Genomic DNA, 24,998 nt, shown 5'->3' with positions numbered 1-24,998 from the left:
CGTGCTGTCGTCCTTACTCGATGACGAACAGGGGTTCGTTGTACTCGACCGGTTGGCCGTTTTCGACCAGGATCTTTTTCACAGTACCTGACTTGTCGTTTTCGATCTGGTTGAGGATCTTCATCGCCTCGATGATGCACAGGGTGTCCCCGGCGCTGACCTGCTGGCCCTCTTCAACGAAGGCTTTTGCGCCGGGTGAGGGCGCCTGGTAGAAGGTACCGACCATGGGAGAGAGGATCTTGTGACCACTGATCTCTTCAGCTTGTGGTTCTGCTGCAGGCGCAGCCTCGGCTGCCGGTGCAGCTGCGGGTGCGGCGACCGGGGCAGGTGTCGCGGCAACAGCTGTGGTTACGATGGAGCTGGTACGGCTGATGCGAACGGACTCTTCACCTTCGTGAATCTCGATCTCCGCAACATCTGATTCTTCGATCAGCTCGATCAATTTTTTTACTTTTCTGATATCCATGTTTTTATGTCTCTAGTGCTGTGGCTAGCCGTTGAGTCGTTTCACTGCGGCCTGCAGGGCCAATTCATAACATTGGGCGCCAAGGCCGCTGATCACGCCTTCGGCAATGTCTGAAAAATAGGAGTGTTTCCTGAATGGTTCGCGGGCATAAACGTTGGACAGGTGTACCTCGATAAAGGGGATCCTGACGCCCGCCAGTGCATCTCGTAGCGCCACGCTCGTATGAGTGAACGCTGCGGGGTTGATAATAATGAAAGCGGTTCCGTTTTCCTGGGCTGAGTGAACCCGATCGACCAGTTCATGTTCTGCGTTGCTCTGGGTGAAAACCAATTGATGACCGGCGTCCGCTGCCAGGGCTTCCAGCCGCTCCAGGATACTCTGCAGGGTGTCGCTGCCGTAATGTTCGGGGTCTCGGCTGCCCAGTAGGTTCAGATTGGGGCCGTTGAGTACCAGGATGGTCGCCATTTTTTTATTTTCCAAGCCGAATGGGTCTGTCCAGGGGTGCTGTTATCCAGCCGAAAAAGGGTAATACGCTCATTGGCCCAGGCCTTTCTCGGTGATTGGGTTCAGGGCTTGGATTTTGCCTGAAATCAGCGAAATTGTCTAGATTTTGCGCCTTTTTCTGTCAATTTCGTGAAACTTGTACGCTTCCCGACTGCTTTGCATGGCGCTATAGAAGGGGTTTTAGCTGTTCTTCGAGGATAATTTCGGTCATCAGGCCAGCGTGGACATAGCGGGTTGTGCCTTCCCGGTCAAAAATGGCCGTGAAAGGGAGGGATTCGAAACGATTGCCCAGCCTGTTGGATAGCTGGATGGCGTCTGCGCCCGCGATCAGAACCGGAAAGTTGATGCCATAGACATCATTGAAGTCCTGAACCAAGTTCGGGCTGTCTATGGCAATGCCCACGAACTGCAGCCCCTTGGCGGCGTGCTTCTCCTGCATCTCGATGAACATCGGCATTTCCTGCCTACAGGGGGGGCACCAGGTGGCCCAGAAGTTGACTACCAGCACCTTATCCTTCCACTCGCTCTGCTGGCGCAGGGTTCCTTCAAGGTCGGTGAAGGCAAATTTCGGCAGGGTTTTCACCCCTTTACCGGCAAGTTGTATTTTCGATGGGCCGGGTTGCTGTATCGCTTCGTTGGTGAACCATGCGCCGGCGGCAAGAACGCCGATCAGCACTACGCCGAGTAATAATTGGTTACTGCTCATCTCATGGCCTTTCTGACGTGGGCTTCAAACTCGTCTGCGGGTATGAAGCCTACCACGCGATAGTTTTTCTTTTCGATGCCGTCAGTGCCGTAGAACATGATGCTTGGGGGGCCGGGAAGACCGAAGTGTCCCTGCATCAATGCCTGGTCGGTTTCGTCATTTGCAGTCACATCTGCCTGCAGTAAAACGAAGTCACCCAGGGCATCGATGACCTTGGGATCAGAAAATGTGTAGCGCTCCATCTCCTTGCAGGAGACACACCAGTCGGCGTAGAAGTCCAGCATTACGGGTTTGCCCGCCTTGCTGGCAGCCGCCAGTTCCCGGTTCAGGTCATCGACGGATTTGATGCGTTTGAATGCAAGGTGCTGGGCTTCACCTGCAGTTCCTCCTGCTGATGCGAAGCCCAGGCCGCGCAAGGGCTGTACCGTGTCCTTGCCGCCTGCGGCAGCGCCCACCAGCATCAGTGCGCCGTAGACCAGCAATACCACGCCTAGACTCTTCCAGAGGCGATCCCAACCCGATGCTTCAACAGGCAGTTGTTGAAGAGCCCCCATGTAGACCGCACTGCTTATGAGTAGCACGCCCCACAGGATCATGGCTACAGCCGGAGGCACAATGCGCACAAGCATAATGATGCCCACGGCCAGCAGGCCAACGCCGAAGACCGCCTTGATGGTGTCCATCCATGCGCCGGCCCGTGGCAGCAGCTTGCCTGCTGAAGTGCCGATGGCCAGGAGCGGGGCGCCCATGCCCATGGAGAGGGCATATAGGGCTACTCCGCCCAGCATGGCATCCTCTGTTTGGCCGATGTAGATCAGTGCGCCAAACAGGGGCGGTGCCACACAGGGGCCCACGATGAGCGCGGAGAGCAGGCCCATGATGGCGACACCTTTCAGGCTGCCTCCCTGCTGCTTGTTGCTTACCTCGGTCAGTTTGCTCTGCCACTTGCTCGGCAGTTGCAGGTCGTAGAAACCGAACATGGAGAGTGCCAGCAGCACAAATACGAGTGCGAAGGCGGAGAGTATCCAGGGGTCCTGGAATGCCGCCTGAAGGTTGGCCCCGGTCAGGCCGGCGATAATGCCGACCACGGTGTAGGTCAGCGCCATGGCCTGCACATAGACCATGGAGAGAATGAAGCCCTTTTTCGCCGAAATGTTGGTGCCGTGGCCTGCAATGATGCCGGAGAGGATTGGAATCATGGGGAATACGCAGGGCGTCAATGCAAGCAGCAGACCGAAACCGAAGAATGTGAGGATGATAAGCCAGGTGTTGCCGCTCTTTATGGTTGCGGCGATCTGGTCCTGCTCTGATACCGGTTCTTCAGCGGCGGGCTTTGTCGCTTCAGGTGCTGCTTCAGCGGAACTGATGCCTGGCAGGTTCAGAACATTGGTTTGGGTGATGGGCGGGTAGCAGACACTGGCCTCGGCGCAACCCTGGTATTTGATCTGGAGTGTGATGTCTGTGGCTGCGATGTTGCTTCTGAGCAGGGTGACGGCGAGGTCGATCCCGTCATGGTAGACCGGCAGGTCGCCTGTTGTGCCGTCTGGGCGGATGGCATCCTTCTTGATGTCGGCCTTGGGCAAGGTATATTCGCCGAGGCTGACCCCGTCCGCCTTGGTCAGCAGCAGTTTGATCTTGTCCTGGTAGAGATAGGTGCCCTTTGCGATCTTCCAGTTCAGTCTCAGGTTTTTGCCGTCTTCGACTTCGCTGTTGAAGATGAAGGCAGCTTCCGGGGGCAGTATCTCGTCCTCTTCATCTTCCAGGCCGAGCTCTTCGTTTAGCGCAGTAAGCGCACCAAATGGAGAGACTGGCGGTTTTTCTGCGGCTGCAGGAAGTGCTATGGCGACTTTCTGGGTGTGGGGCGGGTAGCAGAGACCTGCATCAGCGCAGCCCTGGGATTTAGTGGTGAGGTTGAGCGTTGTGGCACTGGCTGGACGCTTTATCAGCGGCACCTGGATACTTACCCGTTTGCGGTAGATCTCTACCTTGCCGAAGAACTCGTCGTCCTTGATTGTGGCAGGAGGGAAAACCGGACTCCCCAGTTCAAAGCCTGGATCATCCGTGCTGAATTTGAACTTTTTCTGGTAAAGGTAGTAGCCATCTGCGATGTCCCAGGTGACTTGCATGGCATCGGGTGTATCGCTCTTAGCGGAGATCCTGAAGGCGTCATCCGGCAGCAGGTAGTCATCGTCGCCCTGGGCCATGGCGAGGCCGGCGATCAGGATCAGGAGCAGGCCTGACAGTAGTTTTAGAGGGTTCATTTTTCTGTTGTGCATTGTTTTACCCAGTCGAGATAGCCTGGAAGTCCCTGTTCTACAGGGACAACGATGATTTCGGGAAGTTCATAAGGATGCAGGGTGACGATCTTCTTCTCTAGTTCACGATAGCGTGGTTGGCTTGTCTTGATCAGAAGCAGGCTCTCCTCTGCGCGGTCACGCTCTCCCTGCCACTGATAGATGGAGACGATACCTGGGACCAGGTTGACGCAGGCGGCCAGACCATCGTCCACAAGCTGTCCGGCAATCTCTTCGGCAGTCTTGAGGTCAGGGCAGGTGCAGTAGATCAAAAGTGTATCTGCAGGCATCGGGCAAAGATACAGGAACTGTCAGCCAAGGATCAATTTGTTCTTGGGCGCGCTATTGATTTCCACGTATTTCGTCCCAAAATCAGGTATTAATGGGGTAACCTATTGACACTGTCTCCCCTAAAACCCAAGCATCAGGCTATGAATTCGTTATTAATATTCTTGTTGTTATTCGTCGGGATTCCCCTTTTCGAGCTCTATTTTCTGATAGAGGTCGGTTCAGAGATAGGGGCGCTTCCGACCATCTTTTTTACAATATTTACTGCAGTGCTTGGTGGTTTTCTGGTCAGAATGCAGGGGTTTACCACTGCCCTGCGTGTGCGCGATGCCATGGAGCGGGGCGAGGTGCCCGCGGTGGAGATGATGGAGGGCGTGATGTTGCTGGTGTGCGGCATTCTGCTGTTGCTGCCGGGCTTTTTTACCGATGCCTTCGGCTTCGTCTGCTTGATTCCCCAGGCCCGTCGCGGCCTGATCCTATGGGTGCTGAAACGCTCACAGATCATCCAGCCCGTTCACGGTGGAGGCCAGCAACAGGATGACCAGCCGGCCCGGAGTGGTCGGGTTATCGAGGGTGAGTTCAAGCGGGATGAAAAATAAGGTCTGTCAATAGACCCTAGATATCAGTCCAGTCCTTCAGCTGATACCAGATCTTTCCCAGGCGCTCATGAATTGCGGTTGAACTCCGTCCCAGGCTGACTGCTTCAGGGCGCCAATCCTTGAGGGTTGGTTCGAACATGGCCCGCCGGTTGAAGCCGGTAGGTGCGGGGATAGCCTGAATGCCAGCCTGTTCGAACACCTCCAGGGCCCTGGGCATGTGCCAGGCGTGGGTGACCAGCAAAACTTGCTTTATCATCAGCTTGTCCAGGAGTGCTTTGGTCAGCTGTGCATTCTCCTGCGTGGTGCGGCTCTTGTTCTCTACTGCGAGTACCTTGCGGCCGAACTCTTTCTCCAGGATCCGCCTGGACATATCAGCTTCGGGCTCACCCTCGTCAAGGCCACTGCCTCCACTGGGGATAATCGGGAGCCCGGTGTCCCGGGAGAGCCAGGCGGCATAACGCAGGCGTTCCAGCAGGTTGCTGTTTACGGTGTCTTTGCTACCGTATTCGGGGGCGCCGGTGTGTCTTCCGCCCCCCAGCACCACGATGGCCTGGGGCTGGTGGTTCGCCAGCCGTGCCAGGTTGATGGGTGGCACGGTTTCAATACTGCTGATCAATTGGCGTGAGATGAAAGGTGTGCTGAGCAAATAGAGCGAAGCCAGGGTTACGAGCAGTAATAGTTTGCCGAAAAAGCGCCGGCTCAGCATCAGGCCCAGGAGCCCCAGGATGACCAGTCCCCCTGGCGGAATGATGAGGCTTTTAAGAAACCATATTGCTTCCTGGTTCATAGCTTTGTCCTTGGGTTGCCGGGTTAATTATAGTAGCGGATTTGCCTGCAGGTCTGCATGGTAGGATGAGCGGACCATGGGGCCGCTGGCGACGTTGGAGAATCCCATCGCCTCTCCAAGCTCCCGCAACTGATCAAACTCCTCGGGGGTCACGAAACGTGCCACCGGCAGGTGCTCACGGCTGGGTTGCAGGTATTGGCCCAGGGTGAGCATGTTGCAGTCGTGTTCTCTGAGGTCGGTCATGACCTGCTTTACCTCCTCCATTGATTCCCCAAGGCCCAGCATCAGTCCTGACTTGGTCTGTACCTCGGGATGCGGCTGCTTGAAGCGCTTGAGCAGTTGCAGCGAACCCTCATAGTCCGCGCCTGGCCTCGCCTTGCGGTAGAGGGCGGGGACCGTCTCCATGTTGTGGTTGAAGACGTCGGGTTGGATCTCTGTGAATTGGTCGAGAGCAATATCCATGCGACCCCGGAAGTCCGGTACCAGTATTTCGATCCGGGTGTCAGGAGTGGTGTTCCGTATTTCGCGGATACAGTCGGCGTAGTGAGCTGCTCCGCCATCGCGCAGGTCGTCACGATCCACCGAGGTGATGACCACGTATTTGAGCCCCATCTCCTTCACGGCGGCTGCCAGGTTGCGGGGTTCTTCCGGGTCCAGGGGTTTTGGTTTACCGTGGGCCACGTCGCAGAAGGGGCAGCGGCGAGTGCAGATGTCCCCCATGATCATGAAGGTGGCGGTTTCGTGGTTGAAGCACTCGCCCAGGTTGGGGCAGGCTGCCTCTTCGCAGACCGAACTGAGTTTTGTCTCTCTCAGGATGCGCTTGATGCGGGATATTTTCTGACCCTGAGGCACCTTGACTCGAATCCAGCTGGGTTTGCGGGGCATCTCTAGGGTGGGTTCCACCTTCATCGGAATGCGTGAAACCTTCTGCTCGCCGCGCTGGTGGGTTTCGGGTGTGCTTCTTGATGGTGCGTTGACGTCGTCTGCTTTGCTCATTGTCGTGCCAAGTGTTGTGCCGGGGTGGTGTCGTTCATGAGAGTGTAGCCGAGCCTGCGACTGATGTGGCCGACCAGGTCGGCGGCAACCGTTTCCATGTCCGTGGGGCCTCCCAGCTCTGCGAGCTGGGTTACCTGCAGCCCCGGAAAGCCGCAGGGATTGATTCTTGAAAAGGGCTCCAGGTCCATGTCGACGTTGAAGCTCAAACCGTGGAAACTGCAGCCGCGGCGCACGCGCAGGCCGAGAGAGGCGATCTTGCTGCCATTGATATAGACGCCGGGTGCGTCGGGTCTTGTCTCGGCATCGATGCCGTAGCCTGCCAGGAGGTCGACTATGCTCTGTTCGATCAGGCTGACCAGTTGCCTGACACCCAGGTTGGCCCGGCGGAGATCGAGCAGGACATAGCAGACCAATTGCCCGGGGCCGTGATAGGTCACCTGCCCCCCGCGGTCGGTCTTGATTACGGGGATCTCTCCGGGGTTGAGCAGATGCTCCGGTTTGCCGGCCTGCCCCAGGGTATAGACCGGGGTGTGCTCAACCAGCCAGATCTCATCCTTGGTATCCCTGTCCCGGCCATCGGTGAACGCTCGCATCTGGTCCCACACAGGGGCGTAATCCTGTTGTCCCAGTTGGCGAAGGTGGATTTTGTGGTTTTTTGTCGGGGTGGCCATTTGTCGGGCTGGAGTGCCGGCCTCGGACTGCAGTTGTCCTAGAGGCTCATGAGGACCTTGTCGTGGTCGGTCAGGGCCTGGTAGATATTGTTGAGCTGTTGCTTGCTGGTGGCCTCGAAGGTGACCGTCACTGACAGGTATTTGCCGCCGTTACTGGCCCGGCTCTTGACTGCCCCTTTACCCAGGTTGGGCACATGACGGCCCACGATCTCGGCAACCAGGGCATCGAAGTCCGGGGTGGCGTATCCCATTGCCTTTACGGAAAACTGGCATGGGAATTCCAGGAGTGTCTCTTTCTCTTCGCTCATTGACTCAGTCGTTTGGGATCAGCTTTCAGCTGCGCCGCGCTCTCTTTGCTGTTTGTAGTCGGCATAGATGCCGTGCATGGTCCTGAACATGGGGCCGGGTTGGCCGTTTCCAACCTTTTTTCCGTTCAATTCCACCACCGGTACGATCTCGCGGGTGGAGCTGGTGATCCAGACCTCGTCCGCCTCCAGGAGGGCCCGTTCACTGATATCCTCTTCGAGGAAAGGGATCTTCTCGGTGGAAGCCAGTTCAAGCACCAGGTCCCTGGTGATGCCCGGCAGCAGTCGTTCGCTCTTGGGGGGCGTTCGAATGATGCCGCCCGAGACGATGAACAGGTTGCTGGCGGTGCCCTCGATGGCAAAACCGTCACGCAGCAGGATCGCCTCGCTGGCGTCATTGTCACCTGCCTCTTCCCGTAGCAGCACATTGGCCAGCAGGGTAATCGCCTTGATGTTGCAGCGGTGCCAGCGGATGTCCTGCAGGGTGATTGCAGAGATCCCCTTTTCAGCCAGTTCGGGGTTTACCGGTGCAATGGGGTTGCTCATGGCGAACACCGTGGGGGTCGCCTGCTCGGGGATCAGGTGGTCGCGTTTCTCCGCTGCCCCTCGGGTGACCTGGAGGTAGACGGCCTGGTCCTCTCCGGGTCGCCTGGCTACGAGTTCCTCCAGGATCTCGCGCCACTCTCCACGGGTGTGTGGGTTCTCCATGTGGATGGCCAGCAGGCTGTCGTTGAGCCGGTTGAGATGGTGCTCGAGCCTGAACAGCTTGCCGCTGTAACAGGGGATTACTTCATAGACGCCGTCGCCGAACAGGAAGCCGCGGTCCATTACGGATATTTGCGCCTGCTCACGGGGCAGGAACTCCCCGTTCAGAAATACGCTGTTCTGCTCGGTCAATGCAGGGGTCCTCACTCGAACATCAGCAGGGCGCTGTCCTTGATGGTTCGCCAGATGCCGCCCTCTTCAATCGTTTCAAGTGCCACCAGTGGATTCTCAGAAATCGTCTTATCGCCGAGCATGACCTTGACGGAGCCGATTTCCTGGCCCTTCTGCAGGGGGGCAATGATCTTCGGTGGGATGCTCATGCTGGGTTTCAGGTTCTTGTATTGGCGCCTGGGTATGGTGACAACAAGGTCCTCTTTCAGGCCGAGACGGAGCTGTTCCGACGCCCCCTTCCAGACCCGCACATTGGTCAGTGCTTCACCCGCACCATAGAGCCGGTGGGTCTCGAAGAAACGGAAGCCGTAGTTGAGCAGTGCCTGGCTCTCCTTGGCCCGGGCATTTTCGCTGGAAGTGCCCATCACTACCGATATCAGGCGCATGCCGTTGCGCTTGGCAGATGCGACAAGGCAGTAGCCGGCCGCTTCGGTGTGGCCGGTTTTAACCCCGTCCACCGAGTCGTCCCGCCACAGCAGCTTGTTGCGGTTGTGCTGCTTGATGTCGTTGAAAGTGAACTCTCTGACGGCATACCAACCGTAGAAATCCGGGAACTCCCTGATGGTCGCGGCAGAAACGATGGCCATGTCGCGGGCCGTGGTGTAGTGGTCTTCGGCAGGCAGGCCGGTACTGTTGACGAAGTTGGTATTTGTCATGCCAAGGCGCCGGGCATGCTGGTTCATCAGGTTGGCGAAGGTCTCTTCGCTGCCCGCGACGTGCTCCGCCAGGGCGATGCTGGCGTCATTGCCGGATTGGATGATCATGCCCTTGAGCAGCAGTTCCACGGATATCTGTTTCCCCACCTCGATGAACATGCGTGAGCCGGGAGCACGCCAAGCCTTTTTGCTGATCATGACCTTCTCGTCCAGCTTGATATTGCCCTCCTTGAGCTCACGCAGAACCGCGTAGGCAGTCATGATCTTGGTCAGGCTGGCCGGCTCGAGGCGTTCGTCCGCATTGTTCTCGGCCAGGATGGTGCCGCTGTCGTAATCCAGCAGCAGGTGGCCGGAGGCTGCGACTTTCGGGGGGGCAGGAACCGGCAGTGCGGCAAGGGTTATTGCACTGAACGCGCCAAGCAGAAGTACTGAGAAAACCGTGTTTCTGAAGAGTGAGGCAAACACTGCTAGCATGATGATCCTGTTTCCGGTTAGCTGAAATCCTGAATAGAGACAACGGACGCACCGCTGGGTTCGCCGGCTCGTGGCGATATTTTAACCCGACTGTGTTACGGGTGGTATGGAGGTATTCCCGCCTTTATTAACCCGGTCACCTATTTGGTCGCCGGGTCAATAACTAATCGATGATGATACGGGATTCTCCCAGGCCCAGTTGCGTCAGCCTGATTGTAAGAGCATCCGCCTGCTCGACGCCTGTCAATGGTCCCACCTGTACCCGGTAAAGTTGTTGTCCCTGTCGCTCTGTGCGCTGGATGCGAATGCTGCGGTTGAGCTCGTCAGTCAGCCGCTCACGCAGGCGATCGGCGTTGTATTGGCTGGAGAAGGCGCCGACCTGGACGAATATCCCCGGCTTTGAGGGCAGGGAGGGTTCAGGGGCGGCATAACGCCGCTTTGGTGCAGACTGGCCCGGTTCCAGTGCCCGGACCTCCACCAGGCCTGTTCCTTGTCCCAGGATGCCCAGCTTGGTAGCTGCGGCATAGGAGAGGTCGATGATGCGGTTGTCGTGGAATGGTCCGCGATCATTCACCTTGACCACGGTGCTGCGGCCATTGCGCAGATTGGTGACCTGAACATAGGTCGGCAGGGGGAGGCTTTTGTGCGCCGCGGTCATGGCGTACATGTTGTATGGCTCGCCGCTGCTGGTCCGGCGGCCGTGAAACTTGGTGCCGTACCAGGAGGCCACGCCCCGTTCCACGTATCCCTTGCTGCTGTCCATGACGTAATAACGCTTGCCGAAGACCACGTAGGTGTCAGGGTTGCCGTACCTGCTGCGCGGTTCATACCGCGGGGTGGCATCGGCAATGGTGCTTGGGTCCAGCTTGCGGCTCGGTGCGCTGTCGGTGGTTTCAGGAAGGCCCGGAATGGAGGGCGGGCGAACCGAACAGCCTGCCAGCAGAAGCACGGCAAGTACAATGAAGAGGCGGTTACGATCAGGAGTTATCAACGTGCTGCTCTCCGGCTTTGCGCAGTTCTACTATTTTCCGGCTCAGTTGATAGACCGCCATCGCGTAGAGGTTGCTGTGATTGTAGCGGGTAATGACATAGAAGTTGGGAAGGCCGAGCCAGTACTCGTTGCCGTTCTTGACTCTCAGGCGGACCAGGCTACTGAGTGAATCCTGCTTCAGTTCTGCAGGAACGGTAATGCCGGCTGCGCTCAGTTCAGAGAGGCGGATGCTGGGCTTCATGCCCGCCTTGACGTACTTGCTGTGGTCCTTGCCTGCTCCTTCCGCTTTCACGGTGACCGGCGCATCCTTGGTCCAGCCGTGGCGCTTGAAATAGGCGGCTACACTGCCGATGGCGTCGGCGTTGTTCGACCAGATGTCCCGCTTGCCGTCGTTATCGAAATCAACGGCGTAGGCGCGGTAGCTGCTCGGGATGAACTGGGGTTTACCCATGGCGCCTGCGTAGGAGCCTTTCAGGGACAGTGCGTCGACCTCCTCCTCTCTTGCTAGCAGCAGGAACTCCTCGAGTTGGCGTTTGAAAAAGGCACTGCGCCTGGGGTAGCCGAAGGAGAGGGTGGCAAGGGCATCGATCACCGGGTACTTGCCTGCGTGGCGGCCATACCGTGTCTCGACACCGATGATCGCTACGATGGTCTCTGCCGGTACGCCATAGCGAGCTTCAGCTTGTTCCAGCAGCGCCTGGTTCTCCCGGCAGAAGCGGACTCCCTCCCTGGCGCGGCTGTCGGTGACGAAAATGGGTCTGTACTTGTGCCAGGGCTTGGCCTCTGCCGGCCGGGTGATGGCATCGATGATGCTCTGCCGATACCGTGCCTTCTTCAGCAGCGCGGTGAGCTCTGCAGGATCGAATTTATGCTTTTTGCTCGTCTCCTTGGCGAATGCAAGGATTTGCGACTGAAAGTCCGGAGGCGGTGCAGCGTTGGCCGTGGCCCAGTGGCAAGAGCCTGCAAGCAGTATTGAAAATAGTGCGATGGTTCTCCGCATTTTGTTTACAGGCCTTCCGGTATCTCCCTCAGGTCGGTAGCAGTTTGCGGTGCGTATGTATGGACATCAGGATACCGAACCCGGCCATGATGGTCACTAGGGATGTACCCCCATAGCTGATCAGGGGCAGTGGCACACCCACCACCGGCAGGATACCGCTCACCATGCCGGTGTTAACGAAAAGATAGACAAAAAACACCAGGGTTAGTGCCCCGCCAAGGAGTCGGCTGTAGGTGTCCTGGGCCTGGCTGGCGATATAGAGCCCCCTGAGAATGATGAAGATGTAGAGCAGGAGCAGGGTGGCAATGCCGGTGAACCCGAACTCTTCGGCGATGACCGCAAAGATAAAGTCGGTGGTCCTCTCAGGAAGAAACTCCAGGTGGGATTGGGTGCCGTTGAGCCAGCCCTTGCCGTAGAGGCCACCCGAGCCGATGGCGATCTTCGATTGAATGATGTGGTATCCGGTGCCCAGGGGATCGCGCTCCGGGTCGAGAAAGGTGAGTACCCGGTTGCGCTGGTACTCATGCATGCCCCATTGCCAGAGTGCCCAGGCTGCCGGGATTGCGGTCAGGATCATACCGCCAATAAAACGCCAGCTCAGACCTGCCAGGAAGAGAACGAAAATGCCGGCACTTGCCACCAGCAGGGAGGTGCCAAGATCCGGTTGCTTGGCGATCAGCAGCACCGGCACAAGGATCAGGAATCCGGCGGTGGCAAGGCGCTTCCACTTGGGTGGCAGCGACTTCTCGGCCAGGAACCAGGCGATCATCATGGGTACCGCCAGCTTGAGCAGTTCCGAGGGCTGGAAGCGGAAGAAGCCGAGGTCCAGCCAGCGCTGGGCGCCTTTCCCTACCTGGCCCACGGCCAGGACTGCAATCAGCAGCAGGATACCGATGCCGAACAGCCAGGGTGACCAGCGGCGTAATACGCTGGTCGGGATTTGGGCCATCACTACCATGACGCCGAATGCCAGTGCCAGGCGAATGGCCTGGCGCTGGACCTGAGCCATGTCCTGGCCGCTGGCACTGTAGAGCACAATCACCCCCAGTCCGCACAGTAGTACCAGGCCGGTCAGCAGTGGCAGGTCGAGGTGAAGATCTGCCAGCAGGCCTTCAGCCTTGGTCGGATTGGACTCACGGAGGCCGCTGGGTTGGAATGCGCGGTTCACATCGGCTCCTCTGTGAGATATTTATCCATGATGCGGCGAGCAATGGGCGCGGCAACCGATCCGCCATGGCCGCCGTTCTCCACGATCACTGCAACCGCAATCCGGGGATTCTCTACCGGTGCGAAGGCGACGAAGAGGGCGTGGTCCCGCATCTTTTTGGCGATCTTCTCCTCATCGTACTCCTCTTCCTGTTTTACAGTGAAGACCTGTGCAGTGCCGGTCTTGCCCGCAATGCGGTACTCGGGAGTGCGAATCCGCTTGGCAGTGCCCCTCAGTCCCTCGATCACCTGGGTCATGGAGTGGATGATGTCATCCCAGTTGTGGTCCGATTCGTGGGGCAGCGTCTCAGCCGGCCAGGCTGGGAGCCGTGTCGGGGTCTCCGAGCCATTCTCCTTTATGGCGCTCACCACCTTTGGGCGGTTCTTCAGACCACGGGTGGCCAGGGTTGCCGTGGCGCTTGCCAACTGCAGTGGCGTGGTGAGGAAATAGCCCTGTCCGATACCCATGATCAGCGTCTCGCCGGGATACCAGGAGGTTCGGCGAGCCCTTTTTTTCCACTCCCGTGATGGCAGCAGGCCGCCCAGTTCGCCGGTGATGTCGATTTGGGTTTTGCTGCCGAAACCGAACAGTTTCAGGAAGCCGTGAAGTTTGTCTATGCCCATCTGGTGTGCGAGGTCGTAGAAGTAGACGTCGCATGACTGGGTGACGGCGTCGCTCAGGTTTATCGGTCCATGGCCGGTCTTTTTCCAGTCGCGGTACTTGTGGCTGTGATTGGGTAGCTGGTAAAAGCCGGGGCAGTATTTTTTCTGGGTGAAGTTCACGGTGCCGGTTTCAAGTCCTGCCAGGCCGATGAAGGGTTTTACCGTGGAGCCGGGGGGGTACTGCCCGCGCAGTGCCCGGTTGAACAGCGGTTTGTGCTCTGAGGACTGCAGGTCCTTGTAATCACTCGGGCTGATACCCTCCACGAACAGGTTGGGGTCGAATCCAGGCTTGCTGGCCAGTGCCAGGATGTCGCCAGTTTGCGGATCAATGGCCACGGCTGCGCCGTTCTCCTCGCCGAATGCCCCCATCGCCACTTGCTGGAGTTCGGCATCGAGGGAGAGATAGAGATCTTTCCCCGGCATGGGTGGGGTGCTCTCCAGTGTGCGGATTACCCGTCCGAGGGCGTTGACCTCCACCTGGCGCAGACCGACCTGTCCGTGCAGGTCGTCCTCGTAGGTCTTCTCGATACCGGTCTTGCCGATATGGGAGGTGCCGGAGTAGTTCGAGGTGTCGATGATCTGAAGTTCACTCTCGTTGATCCGTCCCACGTAGCCAAGAACATGGGCTGTTTCATAGCTCATCGGGTAGTCGCGCAGCAACTTGGCATTGATGTCCACGCCCGGGAAGCGGTGGCGGTTGATGGCGAACCGGGCAACTTCGTCCTCTTCAAGGCGTACCCTGATGGGTATGCTGTCGAAACGGCGGCGCTGTTTGCGCAGACGCTGAAAACGCTTCAGGTCCTTCTCGCTGATGTGAATGATCTGTGAGAGCGACTCAATGGTTTTGTCCAGGTCCTTTACCTGTTCAGGTGTGATCTCAAGACTGTGTGCAGGGAGGTTCTGGGCCAGGATGATGCCGTTACGGTCATAGATCAGTCCGCGGGTAGGCGGGATAGGCTGTACCTTTACCCGGTTGTCCCTAGAGAGCGTAGTGAAGTGGGTGTGGTCGATGATCTGTAGATCCACCAGGCGCAGCATGAGGAAGCCAAGAAGCAGGATCACTGCGGCGGCGGCGGTGATCGCCCGGTGCTGGAACAGCCGGCTTTCACGTAAATAGTCCTTCAGTGTGATTTGTGGCATTGTCTAAAGCGGCCTACATCAACTGACCTGGAATTTCCTGCGCAGGTCACGAAGAATGATATAGACCCACGGCCAAAGAAACATCCCCACCAGTGGCGGCGCCCAGTAGAGCAGGGGTGGTGTAGGGCGGTCCGCAACACCCATCACCCAAAGTGAGAGCAGCTTTTCGAGCAGCAGCAGTACCAGCACGGTCAGCGATTGCTGCCAGAGAGGAAACAGGCGAACACGCTGATGCATCTTGTAAGTAAGAAAGGCGATCAGTGATAGGGAGAGTGCATGCTGGCCCAGCAGTGTGCCAGTCATCACGTCGATGGAAAGGCCGATCATCCATCCTATGGCGACGCCGACCCGTTGGGGTAGGGCCAGGGTCCAGTAAATCAGTACCAGGGTGTGCCACTGGGGGCGGAAGGGCTGAGCCCATTCAGGCAGGGGCAGAATGGTCAGCAGCAGGGCAACTAGGATGGTCAGTGCAATGACAATGCCGCCGCGTTTCGGTGCCAGGGTCATTGTTCCGCTCCCTGGGTTGTATCTGGATCGTCTGGGTTGGCGTTGGCAATCTCGCTGCGCGCTTCGGGTGGTGTCAGTGTCCAGACCAGGAGGGCTTCCCGGGTGCGGTCCAGGTGCGCGCTGGGCTGTGCCTTGATGACGGCAAAGGGCTGCTGGGGTTCCCGCTCCACCGAGACGACCTCGGCAACGGGGTATCCCGGCGGAAAGCGTCCACCCAGGCCTGAAGTGACCAGCAGGTCGCCGACCTCGATGTCTGCGTTGTTGGGCAGGTGGGGCAGTTCAAGCTCGTTGATTCGGCCGGTGCCCATGGCAATGGTGCGCAGACCGTTCCGGTTGACCTGAACCGGAAGGGCGTGGCTGGCGTCGGTGATCATCAGTACGGTGGAGTTGTAGCGGTTGACATGGACCACCTGGCCCATGACCGCATCGGCATCCAGTACCGGTTGTCCCTTGTAGGCGCCGGAGGTATTGCCCTTGTTGATCAGTACCTGCTGCCGGTAGGGGTCGAGGTCGACGGCGATGAGTTCGGCAATCAGGATCCGTTCGCCCACTTTGAACGAGGACTCGAGCAGGTTGCGCAGCCGCATGTTCTCTTCTTCGAGGGCGGCGAATTTCTGCTGGCGTGCCCTGAAATGGAGGTTCTCCTTGTGCAGCCGCTGGTTTTCGCTCTCCAGATGATTGCGTGTAGCGAAGACTTCCGTTACCCAGTTGGTTGCAGAAACCGGCAGGTCGGCAATGAAGTGCAGCGGGTAGGTGGCGACCGAGAGCGCGGACCTTACCGTTTCAAGGTGGTGATAGCGGTGATCGACAACCATCAGGGCGAGCGACACCATGACCGCGATGACAACGCGGGTGGTGACGGACGGTCCCTGTGTGAAGATCGGTTTGATGGATGCTCAGCCTTAGCAAAACAGGTTGCGGTGTCGCCGGAAGCAGCTACTCCAGTGCGAACAGCAGTTCGCCGCCGCGCTCGTCCAGCATCTCCAGGGCGCGGCCGCCGCCGCGTGCTACGCAGGTCAGCGGATCTTCCGCGATCAGTACCGGCAGGCCGGTCTCCTCTTCGAGCAGGCGATCGATGTCGCGCAGCAGTGCGCCACCACCGGTCAGCACGATGCCACGCTCCGCCACGTCGGCGCCCAGTTCCGGCGGTGTCTGCTCGAGAGCCGCTTTGACTGCGCCAACGATGCCTGAGAGAGGCTCCTGGAGTGCTTCCAGTATCTCGTTGCTGTTGAGGGTGAAGCTGCGGGGGATGCCTTCTGCCAGGTTACGGCCCTTGACCTCCATCTCCTTCACTTCGTTGCCCGGGAAGGCGGAGCCGATCTCTTTCTTGACCCGCTCGGCAGAGGCTTCACCGATCAGTGTGCCGTAGTTGCGGCGCACGTAATTGACAATGGCTTCATCGAAGCGGTCACCGCCGACACGCACGGAGTTTGCGTAGACGATGCCGTTGAGGGAGATGATGGCGACCTCGGAGGTGCCGCCGCCGATGTCCAGGACCATGGAGCCCCTGGCCTCATCTACCGGCAGGCCGGCGCCGATGGCTGCTGACATGGGCTCGTCGATGAGGTAGACCTCCCGGGCGCCGGCGCCTGCAGCGGATTCCTTGATGGCGCGCCGCTCAACCTGGGTGGAGCCGCAGGGGACGCAGACCAGCACCCGCGGGCTGGGGCGGATCATCCTGCTCTCGTGGACCTTGTGGATGAAGTGCTGAAGCATCTTCTCGGTGACGGTGAAGTCGGCGATCACGCCCTCTTTCATCGGGCGGATGGCGGTGATGTTGTTGGGGGTGCGCCCAAGCATCTGCTTGGCTTCGTCGCCAACCGCTGCAACGGATTTGCCACCGCCCGGTCCGCGGTCGTGCCGGATGGCGACCACGGACGGCTCGTCGAGCACGATTCCCTGGCCTCTGGCATAAATGAGTGTATTTGCGGTGCCGAGGTCGATCGACAGATCGTTGGAAAATAGTCCGCGTATGCGTCTGAACAACATATTAAGCTTGCTTCTCTGTGGGGCCTGAGTCGTGAAAAAGACCGGGAGCCGTTTCTGATGACGGTTTGGGCCTGTAAAAAGCGTAATCTAGCAATCACATGGGGTTGGGGCAAGGTCAAATTTTACCAAAATGCGCAATTCATCGCGCCGGTCCTGTCTTTTTAACTGCAACCCAATGGCCAAATATGATAACTTTACCCTTTTTTCCCTGAGTCGAGGGCAATAATGTCTCTGGAAAGAACCGATGTGGAAAAGATCGCTCACCTGGCCCGGCTGGCGGTGAGCGAGGATGAGCTGGACTCAATGGCCAGTGATCTCTCAAATATTCTCGACCTGGTAGAGCAGATGAACGCGGTGGATACCGATGGCGTAGTGCCCATGGCCCATCCCCTGCACATGGTTCAGCGGTTGCGCGAGGATGCGGTGACCGAGGTGGACCAGCGGGACCACTTCCAGTCCGTAGCGCCCCTGACGGAAGACGGCCTCTACCTGGTTCCCAAGGTAATCGAATAATTCGCTGATCAGCGGTTTTAACCTTTTCTTTGAAGAGTTTGTTGCATGTATAGCAAAAGTATTGCGCAGCTGTCCGCCGGCCTGGGTGCCGGGGAGTTCTCCAGTGTTGAATTGACAAAAGCTTATCTGGAGCGGATCAAGGCACATAACGGTGAATTGAACGCCTATGTCACGGTTTCGGAGCAGGCTGCAATGGAAGCCGCCGAGGCGGCGGACGCCCGTATCCGGGCGGGTAACGGAACTGCCCTGACCGGCGTTCCCATCGCCCATAAGGACATTTTCTGCACCAACGGCATCAAGACCACCTGTGGGTCCCGTATGCTCGATAATTTCATTGCTCCCTACGACGCGACGGTGGTGAGCCGTTTCAAGGAGGCTGGTGCGGTGCTGTTGGGCAAGACCAACATGGACGAGTTCGCCATGGGCTCATCCAACGAGACCAGTTTTTTCGGCCCGGTGCGCAACCCCTGGGACAGGCAGAGCGTTCCCGGCGGTTCCTCTGGCGGTTCCGCGGCTGCTGTGGCGTCGGGACTCTGCGTGGCAGCTACCGGGACAGATACCGGCGGCTCCATTCGCCAGCCCGCAGCGTTGTGCGGTATTGCCGGGCTCAAGCCCACCTACGGCCGGGTCTCCCGCTATGGCATGATCGCCTTCGCCTCTTCCCTTGACCAGAGTGGGCCGATGACCCGCAGCGCCGAGGATGCTGCCGCCATGCTGCAGGTGATGGCCGGTTTCGATCAGCGTGACTCCACCAGTGCCCAGGAGCCTGTGCCAGACTACGCCGCATCGCTCAACGATGATCTGCAGGGTCTGATAATCGGTTTGCCCAAGGAGTATTTCGACGAGGGATTGGATTCCGGTGTTGCAGCATCCGTAGAGGCTGCCATCAATGAGTACAGACAACTGGGTGCCGAGGTAGTCGAGATAAGCCTTCCCAACACCGGCCTGGCCGTACCGGCCTACTACGTGGTGGCGCCGGCAGAGTGCTCCTCGAACCTGGCCCGTTTCGATGGTGTGCGCTATGGCCACCGTTGCGATGCGCCCGGTGATCTCGAGGATCTCTACAAGTGCTCCAGGGCCGAGGGTTTCGGCGCCGAGGTCAAACGGCGCATCATGATCGGCACCTATGCGCTCTCGGCCGGTTATTACGACGCCTATTACCTGAAAGCCCAGCAGATCCGGCACCTGGTATCCGATGATTTCGCCAAGGCCTTCGAGCAGGTGGATGTGATCATGGGGCCCACCGCGCCGAGCACGGCCTTCGGCCTGGGCGAGAAGGCGGACGATCCGGTGAGCATGTACCTGTCGGACATCTACACCATCGCCGTCAACTTGGCGGGTTTGCCCGGCATGTCCATTCCGGTGGAACCGGTTGCAGGCAAGCCGGTGGGGCTGCAGATCATCGGCAACTACTTCCAGGAGGCCAAGCTGTTGAACGTGGCTCATCGCTACCAGCAGGCCACCAGCTGGCACCAGACTTTTCCGGCCGATTACGAGTAACGGGCGTTTTTTATAGGAACCGAGGTTTAACATGCAATGGGAAACCGTCATCGGGCTTGAGATTCATGCCCAGCTGGCTACCAAATCCAAGATTTTCTCCGGCGCCTCCACGGCATTTGGCGCGGAGCCAAACACCCAGGCCTGCAACGTCGACCTGGGACTTCCCGGTGTATTGCCGGTGCTCAACCGCAACGTGGTGAAAATGGCGGTCAAGTTCGGTGCTGCCATCGATGCAGAACTGGGCCGCCGCTCTGTCTTTGCACGAAAGAACTACTTCTACCCAGACCTGCCCAAGGGTTACCAGATCAGTCAGTTCGAACTGCCCATCGTCGGCAAGGGCCACGTGGAGATCGTGCTGGAGGACGATGAGACCAAAACCGTTGGTGTAACCCGTGCTCACCTGGAAGAGGACGCCGGAAAATCACTGCATGAGGATTTTCACGGCATGACCGGTATCGATCTGAACAGGGCGGGTACCCCGTTGCTGGAGATCGTCTCCGAGCCTGATATGCGTTCGGCCAAGGAGGCAGTGGCCTATGCCCGCAAGATTCACCAGGTGGTTCAGTACCTGGGTATCTGCGACGGCAACATGCAGGAGGGTTCGTTCCGGGTGGACGCCAACGTTTCCGTTCGTCCCATGGGCCAGGAGGCGTTCGGCACCCGTGCGGAGCTGAAGAACATCAACTCTTTCCGTTTTCTTGAGCGCGCCATTAATTTCGAGGTGGAGCGCCAGATCGACGTGGTGGAGTCTGGAGGCGAAGTGGTCCAGGAGACCCGCCTCTACGACGCCAACAAGGATGAAACCCGCTCCATGCGCTCCAAGGAGGAGGCCAACGACTATCGCTATTTCCCTGATCCCGACCTGCTGCCGGTGGAGTTGGATGACCAGTTCATCGAGTCAGTAGCCTCGGATATGCCCGAGTTGCCGGATGCCAAGCGCCACCGTTTCAGTAGTGAATATGGCCTCAGTGCCTATGACAGCGAAGTGTTGACCAGCAGTCGCGCCCTGGCCGACTATTTCGAAGCGGCAGCAAAGGTTGGCGGTGACGCCAAGGTGGCCGCCAACTGGGTCATGGGCGAACTCTCCGGCGCACTGAACAAGGAGGGGCTGGATATTACCCAGTCCCCGGTTTCCGCTGAGCAGTTGGGCGGCATGCTGCAACGTATCGCAGACAACGCCATCTCCGGCAAGATCGCCAAGCAGGTGTTCGAGGCGATGTGGGCCGGTGAGGGCAGTGCCGACGAGGTGATCGAGGCCAAGGGGCTGAAGCAGATCACCGACTCCGGTGCCATCGAGAAGATCGTCGACGACGTGATTGCCGCCAATCCCGACCAGGTGGAGAACTACCGCTCCGCAGAGGAGAAGAAGCGCGGCAAGATGCTCGGCTTCTTCGTGGGCCAGGTGATGAAGGCCTCCCAGGGTAAGGCGAATCCCCAACAGGTGAACAAGTTGCTTCGCAGGATTCTTCACCTTCGCGGTAGAGGGCGACGCCACCAGAGATGGTGATCTGCCCCAGGGATTCGCGGCTGCCGGTTTTCACCAGGTTGGTGTCGGCAATGATTTCGTGGATGTGATTGGCAAGTTTTTCTGCGCCTTCGTGGGAGGTTTCCGGCAGTATTACGGCGAACTCCTCGCCACCGTAGCGGGCTGCCGTGTCCTGTCCCTTGATGCTTTTGTGCAGTGTGTCCGCTACGAAACGGATCACCTTGTCGCCAATAATGTGGCCGTGGGTGTCGTTGACTCTTTTGAAATGGTCGATGTCCAGCATGATCAGGCAGATCGGCGTCGGGTTGTCGTAGGTGGTAGTGATTGCCGCATCCAGTGAGTCGAAGAAGGCGGTGCGGTTGGCGAGACCGGTCAGTGGATCGGTGATGGCCTGTTTGCGAACCTGTTCGAGCTCCTGTTTCAGCAGATCCATTTCGGAAGTCTTGGATTCGAAATCCTCTCGCATCTGCTCAACCGACTGGCGCATCGAGTTGGTCTCTTCCAGCATCTGCCTGAGCAGGGTCATCGGATCTGCACTCTGATCCCGCTCTATTGATTCGTTGAGTTGGGTCAGTGCCTTGCCGTAGCTCGCAGCTTGGCTCTCTGTCGAGGTGAGAGAGCCGGAGGTCTCTTTCAGAATCTCCTGCAACTGACGACTCACCTGCTCGAGCCGCTCACGGTTGCCTTCTGCTACATAGTCCTTGTAGAGAGATCCGTTGAGGCTATCGGTAAATTCGGTTTCCTGTTTCAGCAGTGAGTCGATTTTGTCACTCAGCAGATGATTGTCGCCCGCGACATAGTGGTACCAGACGGCATAGTTTTCAGGGGTAACCGGAATCTTGTGCTGAGACATGTATGGCAGGACCAGCCTGAGTCTTTCAGCATTCTCCTGAAGCGCCTAGTTTTCGTTGGCCGAGTTCAAGATCGAGGGTCTCCATACGTTTTACATTTTTAGTATGCAACGTATGGTAGAGAAAAAGAGGGTCTACTGGAAGTGTGAGCGTGCGCTTTCTTGTGCAGCCGGCGCAATTCCGCCGATCGTTCAAGTCCCGCTTCGATTGAGGGGACCAACTGGTGGGTGTCAATCGGCTTGACCAGGTAGCCAAGTGCGCCTTCCTTGATCGCGGTTTCGACCAGTTCCTTGTCGGAGTAGGCGGTTAGAAATATGGAGTCGATGTCCGCACGTTTTCGAAGCTCTCTTGCCACTTCCAGTCCGTCCATGCCGGGCATGCGTATGTCGAGCACAGCAAGATCGGGCACCGTTTTGATGCCCAGTTCTACAGCCTGCTTACCGTCGGTTGCCGAGATGATCTCGTAACCCGAGCTCTCGAGACCCCTGGAGATGATGGAGAGGATCAGTTCATCGTCATCGGCGACAAGGATTTTATTATTGCTCATATACCAGGGTGCTCTGGCAAACTGCCTTTTCTAGTCAAAAGAATCCCAAATTATAGGGCGTAATTTCCGGGGTTCAAGTTGAAGTGTTGGTCAATTTCACGGTGGTTTGATTCGGCCCAGGCTTACTCCACACGGCCCATCGCAACAGTATAGGTCTTCCCCTGCTTTATTTTTTTATAGTTGCCGAAGACTTCCATGAAAGCCTTCTGAACGAATTTTCTCAGGCCGGAGATGGTGACAACATAAAATCGTGCCCCAGGTTTCATGCGAACCAGTGCATCGTAAAAATAGAGGTAGTAGAGCTCCTTCCCGGTTTTTGCAGGAAGATTGGAGACGATCAGGTCGAATTGGCGATCACCTACCTGGTCGAATCCGTTGCTCAGAAATACCTCTGCATTGTCGATATTGTTGAGCCGGGCGTTTTTCTTGCTGTACTCCACAGCCATGAAATCCTTGTCCACCAGTACGCTGGTACCTTTTGGGGCAAGGCGTGCCATGGTCAGGCCCAGGGGGCCGTAGCCACATCCGAGGTCCAGGGTGTCGTCGGTTTCGTTGATCTCCAGGTGATCCAGCAACAAACGGCTGCCCTCGTCGACATTCTTTGGTGAAAACAGTCCCCATGTGGTGTGGTAGGTCAGCTGCTGGTTGCAGACCGTCTCGGTGAACACTATATCCTGGCGCAGCTTGTCCAGGTAGGCAGTCGTGTCTGCGTCGAGTCTCTTTTGATTCATGGTTGTTCTCTGCCGCTGCAGACCGGACATTGCAGGTCCGCTTTCAGTTTCAGTGTACGCCACTGCATCTCCAGTGCGTCCAGTATCATCAGCTTGCCATTGAGAGGGGTGCCTGCGCCGGTGAGCACCTTGATTGCCTCGGTTGCCTGGATGCTGCCGATGATGCCGACCACGGAGGCGAGCACGCCATTTTCCGAACAGGTCTCTTCGATCTCGCCTTCGCCGCCATAGAGGCAGCGGTAGCAGGGTTCATTGGGGCCGGGAACGAAGACCGATATGTGGCCCTCCAGGCGTATCGCTGCACCCGAGACCAGGGGGGTTGAAGTGGCGACACAGGCTTCATTGATGGCAAACCGGGTAGCGAAATTGTCGCAGCAGTCGAGAACCAGGTCGGCTTTGGCGGCCTGTTCGGCAAGGTCGTTGTCCATGAGTGCCCGGTTGATGGTTTCGATGTCACACTCCGGGTTGATCTGCTCAAGGGTCTGTTTGGCGGACTCCACCTTGGGTGTGCCGATGTCCCCTGTGAAATGGGTGATCTGGCGCTGAAGGTTGCTGAGGTCGACCTTGTCGAAGTCCACAAGGGTAAGGTGGCCGATGCCTGCCGCTGCAAGGTACATGGCAACCGGTGAACCGAGGCCGCCCATGCCAATGATCAGAACACGGGCATTGAGCAGTTTCTCCTGTCCCTCGATGCCAATGGAGGGCAGCATGATTTGTCGGCTGTAGCGCAGCAGTTGGTCGTCGTTCATCGGGTGAAGGATGTGAGCCGGTTAATGAGGGTGCCAATCCTAACACCGGAACGGGTTTATTGGTATTTGCGCCAGTGGCCCGGTCGGCCGTCGCGGCAGCTGTGGTTGATCTGCTGATATCGGTTAATGAATATCTGGCGGGTGCATTTGGATTCGCCTTGGGGACAACCGTTGTTGGCGCGTTGGATCTCTTCTGTGTAGTAGAAAAGCGCGCGGCGCAGCTTGTGGATGAGTCGGCTGCTGATGTGAAATCCGGCTTCAGTCAAGGCGCTCTCGATCTGCTCGAGGGTAATCTCGAGGACGTGATAGCGGATTCGCAGTTGGGTTGGCGACTCCGCATGTGCGTCCAGGATGCCGTCGATCTGCGACAGGTGTTCGGCAGCAGTCTGCGCCTGATTTGGATCAGGGTGCATCTCGACGAACACTATTTCGCGCTGCTTTATGGAGTCAGACGCCTGGTTATCCATGGTTGGGTCCTAATCGCTTGCCGTGTTGAGAGGCATGAGAGAGGGTGCAGCTTTATCCCTCTCCGTGGATTAGAGCATAACCAAAAGGAGCTGGGTTGTCAGCGTTATCAGGCCCTGAATCCTTCGGTCACACGTTCGCGCCGCTCCAGGTCCTGCAGTGTCTGTGTCTTGTGAAACCCGTTTTCCTTCAGTATGTTGCGCACGCTTTCGCCCTGGTCCAGTCCGTGCTCTAGGAGTAGTCCACCTCCGGTTTTCAGGTGACTGTGGGCCTGGGCAGCGATCAGGCGAATATCGTTCAGGCCGTCTGTTCCGGATGTGAGGGCCGTGCTGGGTTCCCAGGGAAGATCCCCGCGCTCGAGATGAGGGTCGCCTTCCGCGACATAGGGGGGATTGCTCAGAATGAGATCCAGCCGCGTCCCGGGAGGAAATGCATCACACCAGGAGCCGGCGAGAAACTCTACATTCACTATCCCGCAGTTCTTGGTGTTGCGTGTTGCAACCTCAAGGGCCTGGGGCGATTGCTCGACTGCAAGTATTCGGCTGTTTGGGCGTTCGCTGGCCAGGGCCAGGGCGATGGCGCCACTGCCGGTCCCGAGGTCGGCGATGGTCCAGGTGGTATCCAGGGGGATCAGTTCAAGCGCGCGCTCCACCAATAGTTCGGTCTCGGGCCGGGGAATCAGGGTGGCAGGGGTGACATCGAGATTCAGTGACCAGAATTCCCGTTGTCCGGTTATGTAGGCCACGGGCTCACCCTCGAGTCGACGTGACAACAGTTCGGCAAACCGCTGTTGTTGTTCCCGGGTGAGGATTTTATCCGGCCATGCCGCGAGGTGGGATCGTGGTTTGCCAAGGGCAAAGCAGAGCAAAACCTCGGCCTCGATTCTGGGTTCGCAGTCCGTGCGCTTGGCGAGTTGCCCGATGGCCTGGTTGAGGGCCTCTGCAAGGGTGGACTGAGATGCCGTCATGGTGCTTTGGC

27 protein-coding genes and 1 pseudogene are annotated in these 24,998 nt (G+C 58.1%); 4 read left to right on the top strand and 24 right to left on the bottom strand.

Annotated elements, in window-relative coordinates; all coding sequences use genetic code 11:
- Positions 1-13 precede the first annotated feature (13 nt).
- The 5 genes from accB to cutA form a co-directional block, all read right to left on the bottom strand.
- Positions 14-466, bottom strand: a complete 453-nt coding sequence (gene accB / locus BOW53_RS00645; RefSeq protein WP_078485602.1) for an acetyl-CoA carboxylase biotin carboxyl carrier protein — start codon at positions 464-466, stop codon at positions 14-16.
- 24 nt (positions 467-490) lie between these two features.
- Positions 491-931 carry a type II 3-dehydroquinate dehydratase gene (gene aroQ, locus BOW53_RS00640; protein ID WP_078485601.1) on the bottom strand — a complete coding sequence of 147 codons (441 nt, stop codon included), beginning with the start codon at positions 929-931 and terminating at the stop codon, positions 491-493.
- Positions 932-1,136: 205 nt separating this feature from the next.
- Positions 1,137-1,676, bottom strand: a complete 540-nt coding sequence (locus BOW53_RS00635; protein ID WP_078485600.1) for a TlpA family protein disulfide reductase — start codon at positions 1,674-1,676, stop codon at positions 1,137-1,139.
- Entirely contained in the window at positions 1,673-3,952 is a 2,280-nt protein-coding gene (dsbD, locus tag BOW53_RS00630) for a protein-disulfide reductase DsbD (protein WP_078485599.1), read from the bottom strand. Before dsbD ends, BOW53_RS00635 begins: the two co-directional genes overlap by 4 nt.
- A complete protein-coding gene (cutA, locus tag BOW53_RS00625; protein ID WP_078485598.1) occupies positions 3,934-4,260 on the bottom strand; it encodes a divalent-cation tolerance protein CutA in 327 nt (108 codons plus the stop codon). The genes dsbD and cutA overlap by 19 nt, the downstream gene beginning before the upstream one ends.
- A gap of 141 nt (positions 4,261-4,401) precedes the next feature.
- On the opposite strand from cutA, the gene BOW53_RS00620 reads away from it, so the two are divergent.
- Complete coding sequence (locus tag BOW53_RS00620) at positions 4,402-4,857, top strand: FxsA family protein (RefSeq protein WP_078485597.1); 456 nt, start codon at positions 4,402-4,404, stop codon at positions 4,855-4,857.
- Between the two features lie 16 nt (positions 4,858-4,873).
- Here the strand turns inward: BOW53_RS00620 and BOW53_RS00615 are convergent, their stop codons facing one another.
- From BOW53_RS00615 to BOW53_RS00555, 13 genes are all read right to left on the bottom strand, one after another.
- Positions 4,874-5,644 (bottom strand): YdcF family protein, encoded by a 771-nt coding sequence (locus tag BOW53_RS00615; RefSeq protein ID WP_078485596.1) that lies wholly within the window; start codon positions 5,642-5,644, stop codon positions 4,874-4,876.
- 27 nt (positions 5,645-5,671) lie between these two features.
- Entirely contained in the window at positions 5,672-6,640 is a 969-nt protein-coding gene (gene lipA / locus BOW53_RS00610) for a lipoyl synthase (RefSeq protein ID WP_078485595.1), read from the bottom strand.
- Positions 6,637-7,311: a lipoyl(octanoyl) transferase LipB gene (lipB, locus tag BOW53_RS00605; protein ID WP_078485594.1), complete on the bottom strand. Its 675-nt coding sequence runs from the start codon at positions 7,309-7,311 to the stop codon at positions 6,637-6,639. Before lipB ends, lipA begins: the two co-directional genes overlap by 4 nt.
- A gap of 38 nt (positions 7,312-7,349) precedes the next feature.
- Complete coding sequence (locus BOW53_RS00600) at positions 7,350-7,619, bottom strand: YbeD family protein (RefSeq protein WP_078485593.1); 270 nt, start codon at positions 7,617-7,619, stop codon at positions 7,350-7,352.
- Positions 7,620-7,637: 18 nt separating this feature from the next.
- Positions 7,638-8,513: a D-amino acid aminotransferase gene (locus BOW53_RS00595; protein WP_245831903.1), complete on the bottom strand. Its 876-nt coding sequence runs from the start codon at positions 8,511-8,513 to the stop codon at positions 7,638-7,640.
- A gap of 11 nt (positions 8,514-8,524) precedes the next feature.
- Positions 8,525-9,682 (bottom strand): D-alanyl-D-alanine carboxypeptidase family protein, encoded by a 1,158-nt coding sequence (locus BOW53_RS00590; protein WP_078485592.1) that lies wholly within the window; start codon positions 9,680-9,682, stop codon positions 8,525-8,527.
- A 163-nt stretch (positions 9,683-9,845) separates the two neighbouring features.
- Positions 9,846-10,673 carry a septal ring lytic transglycosylase RlpA family protein gene (locus tag BOW53_RS00585; protein WP_078485591.1) on the bottom strand — a complete coding sequence of 276 codons (828 nt, stop codon included), beginning with the start codon at positions 10,671-10,673 and terminating at the stop codon, positions 9,846-9,848.
- Positions 10,660-11,673, bottom strand: a complete 1,014-nt coding sequence (mltB, locus tag BOW53_RS00580; RefSeq protein ID WP_078485590.1) for a lytic murein transglycosylase B — start codon at positions 11,671-11,673, stop codon at positions 10,660-10,662. Before mltB ends, BOW53_RS00585 begins: the two co-directional genes overlap by 14 nt.
- A gap of 28 nt (positions 11,674-11,701) precedes the next feature.
- A complete protein-coding gene (gene rodA, locus BOW53_RS00575; protein WP_078485589.1) occupies positions 11,702-12,841 on the bottom strand; it encodes a rod shape-determining protein RodA in 1,140 nt (379 codons plus the stop codon).
- On the bottom strand, positions 12,838-14,682 hold the full coding sequence (gene mrdA, locus BOW53_RS00570) for a penicillin-binding protein 2 (RefSeq protein WP_078485588.1): 1,845 nt from the start codon (positions 14,680-14,682) through the stop codon (positions 12,838-12,840). The genes rodA and mrdA overlap by 4 nt, the downstream gene beginning before the upstream one ends.
- An 18-nt stretch (positions 14,683-14,700) precedes the next feature.
- Entirely contained in the window at positions 14,701-15,189 is a 489-nt protein-coding gene (gene mreD, locus BOW53_RS00565; protein ID WP_078485587.1) for a rod shape-determining protein MreD, read from the bottom strand.
- Positions 15,186-16,070 carry a rod shape-determining protein MreC gene (gene mreC, locus BOW53_RS00560; RefSeq protein WP_281254005.1) on the bottom strand — a complete coding sequence of 295 codons (885 nt, stop codon included), beginning with the start codon at positions 16,068-16,070 and terminating at the stop codon, positions 15,186-15,188. Before mreC ends, mreD begins: the two co-directional genes overlap by 4 nt.
- 55 nt (positions 16,071-16,125) lie before the next feature.
- The gene (locus BOW53_RS00555; RefSeq protein ID WP_078485585.1) at positions 16,126-17,178 is read right to left on the bottom strand and encodes a rod shape-determining protein; all 1,053 of its coding nucleotides are present in this window, start codon (positions 17,176-17,178) and stop codon (positions 16,126-16,128) included.
- 225 nt (positions 17,179-17,403) lie between these two features.
- Between BOW53_RS00555 and gatC the strand changes: the two genes are divergently transcribed.
- From gatC to gatB, 3 genes are read left to right on the top strand one after another with little or no spacing between them, the layout of a single operon-like run.
- Positions 17,404-17,691: an Asp-tRNA(Asn)/Glu-tRNA(Gln) amidotransferase subunit GatC gene (gene gatC, locus BOW53_RS00550; protein WP_078485584.1), complete on the top strand. Its 288-nt coding sequence runs from the start codon at positions 17,404-17,406 to the stop codon at positions 17,689-17,691.
- A gap of 45 nt (positions 17,692-17,736) precedes the next feature.
- Positions 17,737-19,191 (top strand): Asp-tRNA(Asn)/Glu-tRNA(Gln) amidotransferase subunit GatA, encoded by a 1,455-nt coding sequence (gatA, locus tag BOW53_RS00545; protein ID WP_078485583.1) that lies wholly within the window; start codon positions 17,737-17,739, stop codon positions 19,189-19,191.
- Positions 19,192-19,222: 31 nt separating this feature from the next.
- Positions 19,223-20,698, top strand: coding sequence for an Asp-tRNA(Asn)/Glu-tRNA(Gln) amidotransferase subunit GatB (gene gatB / locus BOW53_RS00540; protein WP_078485582.1), 1,476 nt, complete (start codon positions 19,223-19,225; stop codon positions 20,696-20,698).
- Positions 20,699-20,702: 4 nt separating this feature from the next.
- On the opposite strand, the pseudogene BOW53_RS12965 reads toward gatB, so the two are convergent.
- The 6 genes and pseudogenes from BOW53_RS12965 to prmC all read right to left on the bottom strand — a co-directional run.
- A pseudogene (locus tag BOW53_RS12965) lies at positions 20,703-21,110 on the bottom strand (GGDEF domain-containing protein); the annotation flags it as partial.
- Between the two features lie 518 nt (positions 21,111-21,628).
- On the bottom strand, positions 21,629-22,075 hold the full coding sequence (locus BOW53_RS00530; RefSeq protein ID WP_078485580.1) for a response regulator: 447 nt from the start codon (positions 22,073-22,075) through the stop codon (positions 21,629-21,631).
- Positions 22,076-22,197: 122 nt separating this feature from the next.
- The gene (locus tag BOW53_RS00525) at positions 22,198-22,806 is read right to left on the bottom strand and encodes a class I SAM-dependent methyltransferase (RefSeq protein WP_078485579.1); all 609 of its coding nucleotides are present in this window, start codon (positions 22,804-22,806) and stop codon (positions 22,198-22,200) included.
- Positions 22,803-23,555: a HesA/MoeB/ThiF family protein gene (locus BOW53_RS00520; protein WP_078485578.1), complete on the bottom strand. Its 753-nt coding sequence runs from the start codon at positions 23,553-23,555 to the stop codon at positions 22,803-22,805. Before BOW53_RS00520 ends, BOW53_RS00525 begins: the two co-directional genes overlap by 4 nt.
- Before the next feature lie 56 nt (positions 23,556-23,611).
- Positions 23,612-24,022: a hypothetical protein gene (locus tag BOW53_RS00515; protein ID WP_078485577.1), complete on the bottom strand. Its 411-nt coding sequence runs from the start codon at positions 24,020-24,022 to the stop codon at positions 23,612-23,614.
- A 107-nt stretch (positions 24,023-24,129) separates the two neighbouring features.
- The gene (prmC, locus tag BOW53_RS00510) at positions 24,130-24,987 is read right to left on the bottom strand and encodes a peptide chain release factor N(5)-glutamine methyltransferase (protein WP_078485576.1); all 858 of its coding nucleotides are present in this window, start codon (positions 24,985-24,987) and stop codon (positions 24,130-24,132) included.
- Between the last annotated feature and the right edge of the window lie 11 nt (positions 24,988-24,998).

The organism is Solemya velesiana gill symbiont, assembly GCF_002020805.1.
In the GTDB taxonomy this organism is placed as follows: domain Bacteria; phylum Pseudomonadota; class Gammaproteobacteria; order Chromatiales; family Chromatiaceae; genus Sedimenticola_A.
The sequence above is the reverse complement of the archived record's forward strand: the minus strand, read 5'-3'. Positions and strand labels throughout refer to the sequence as shown.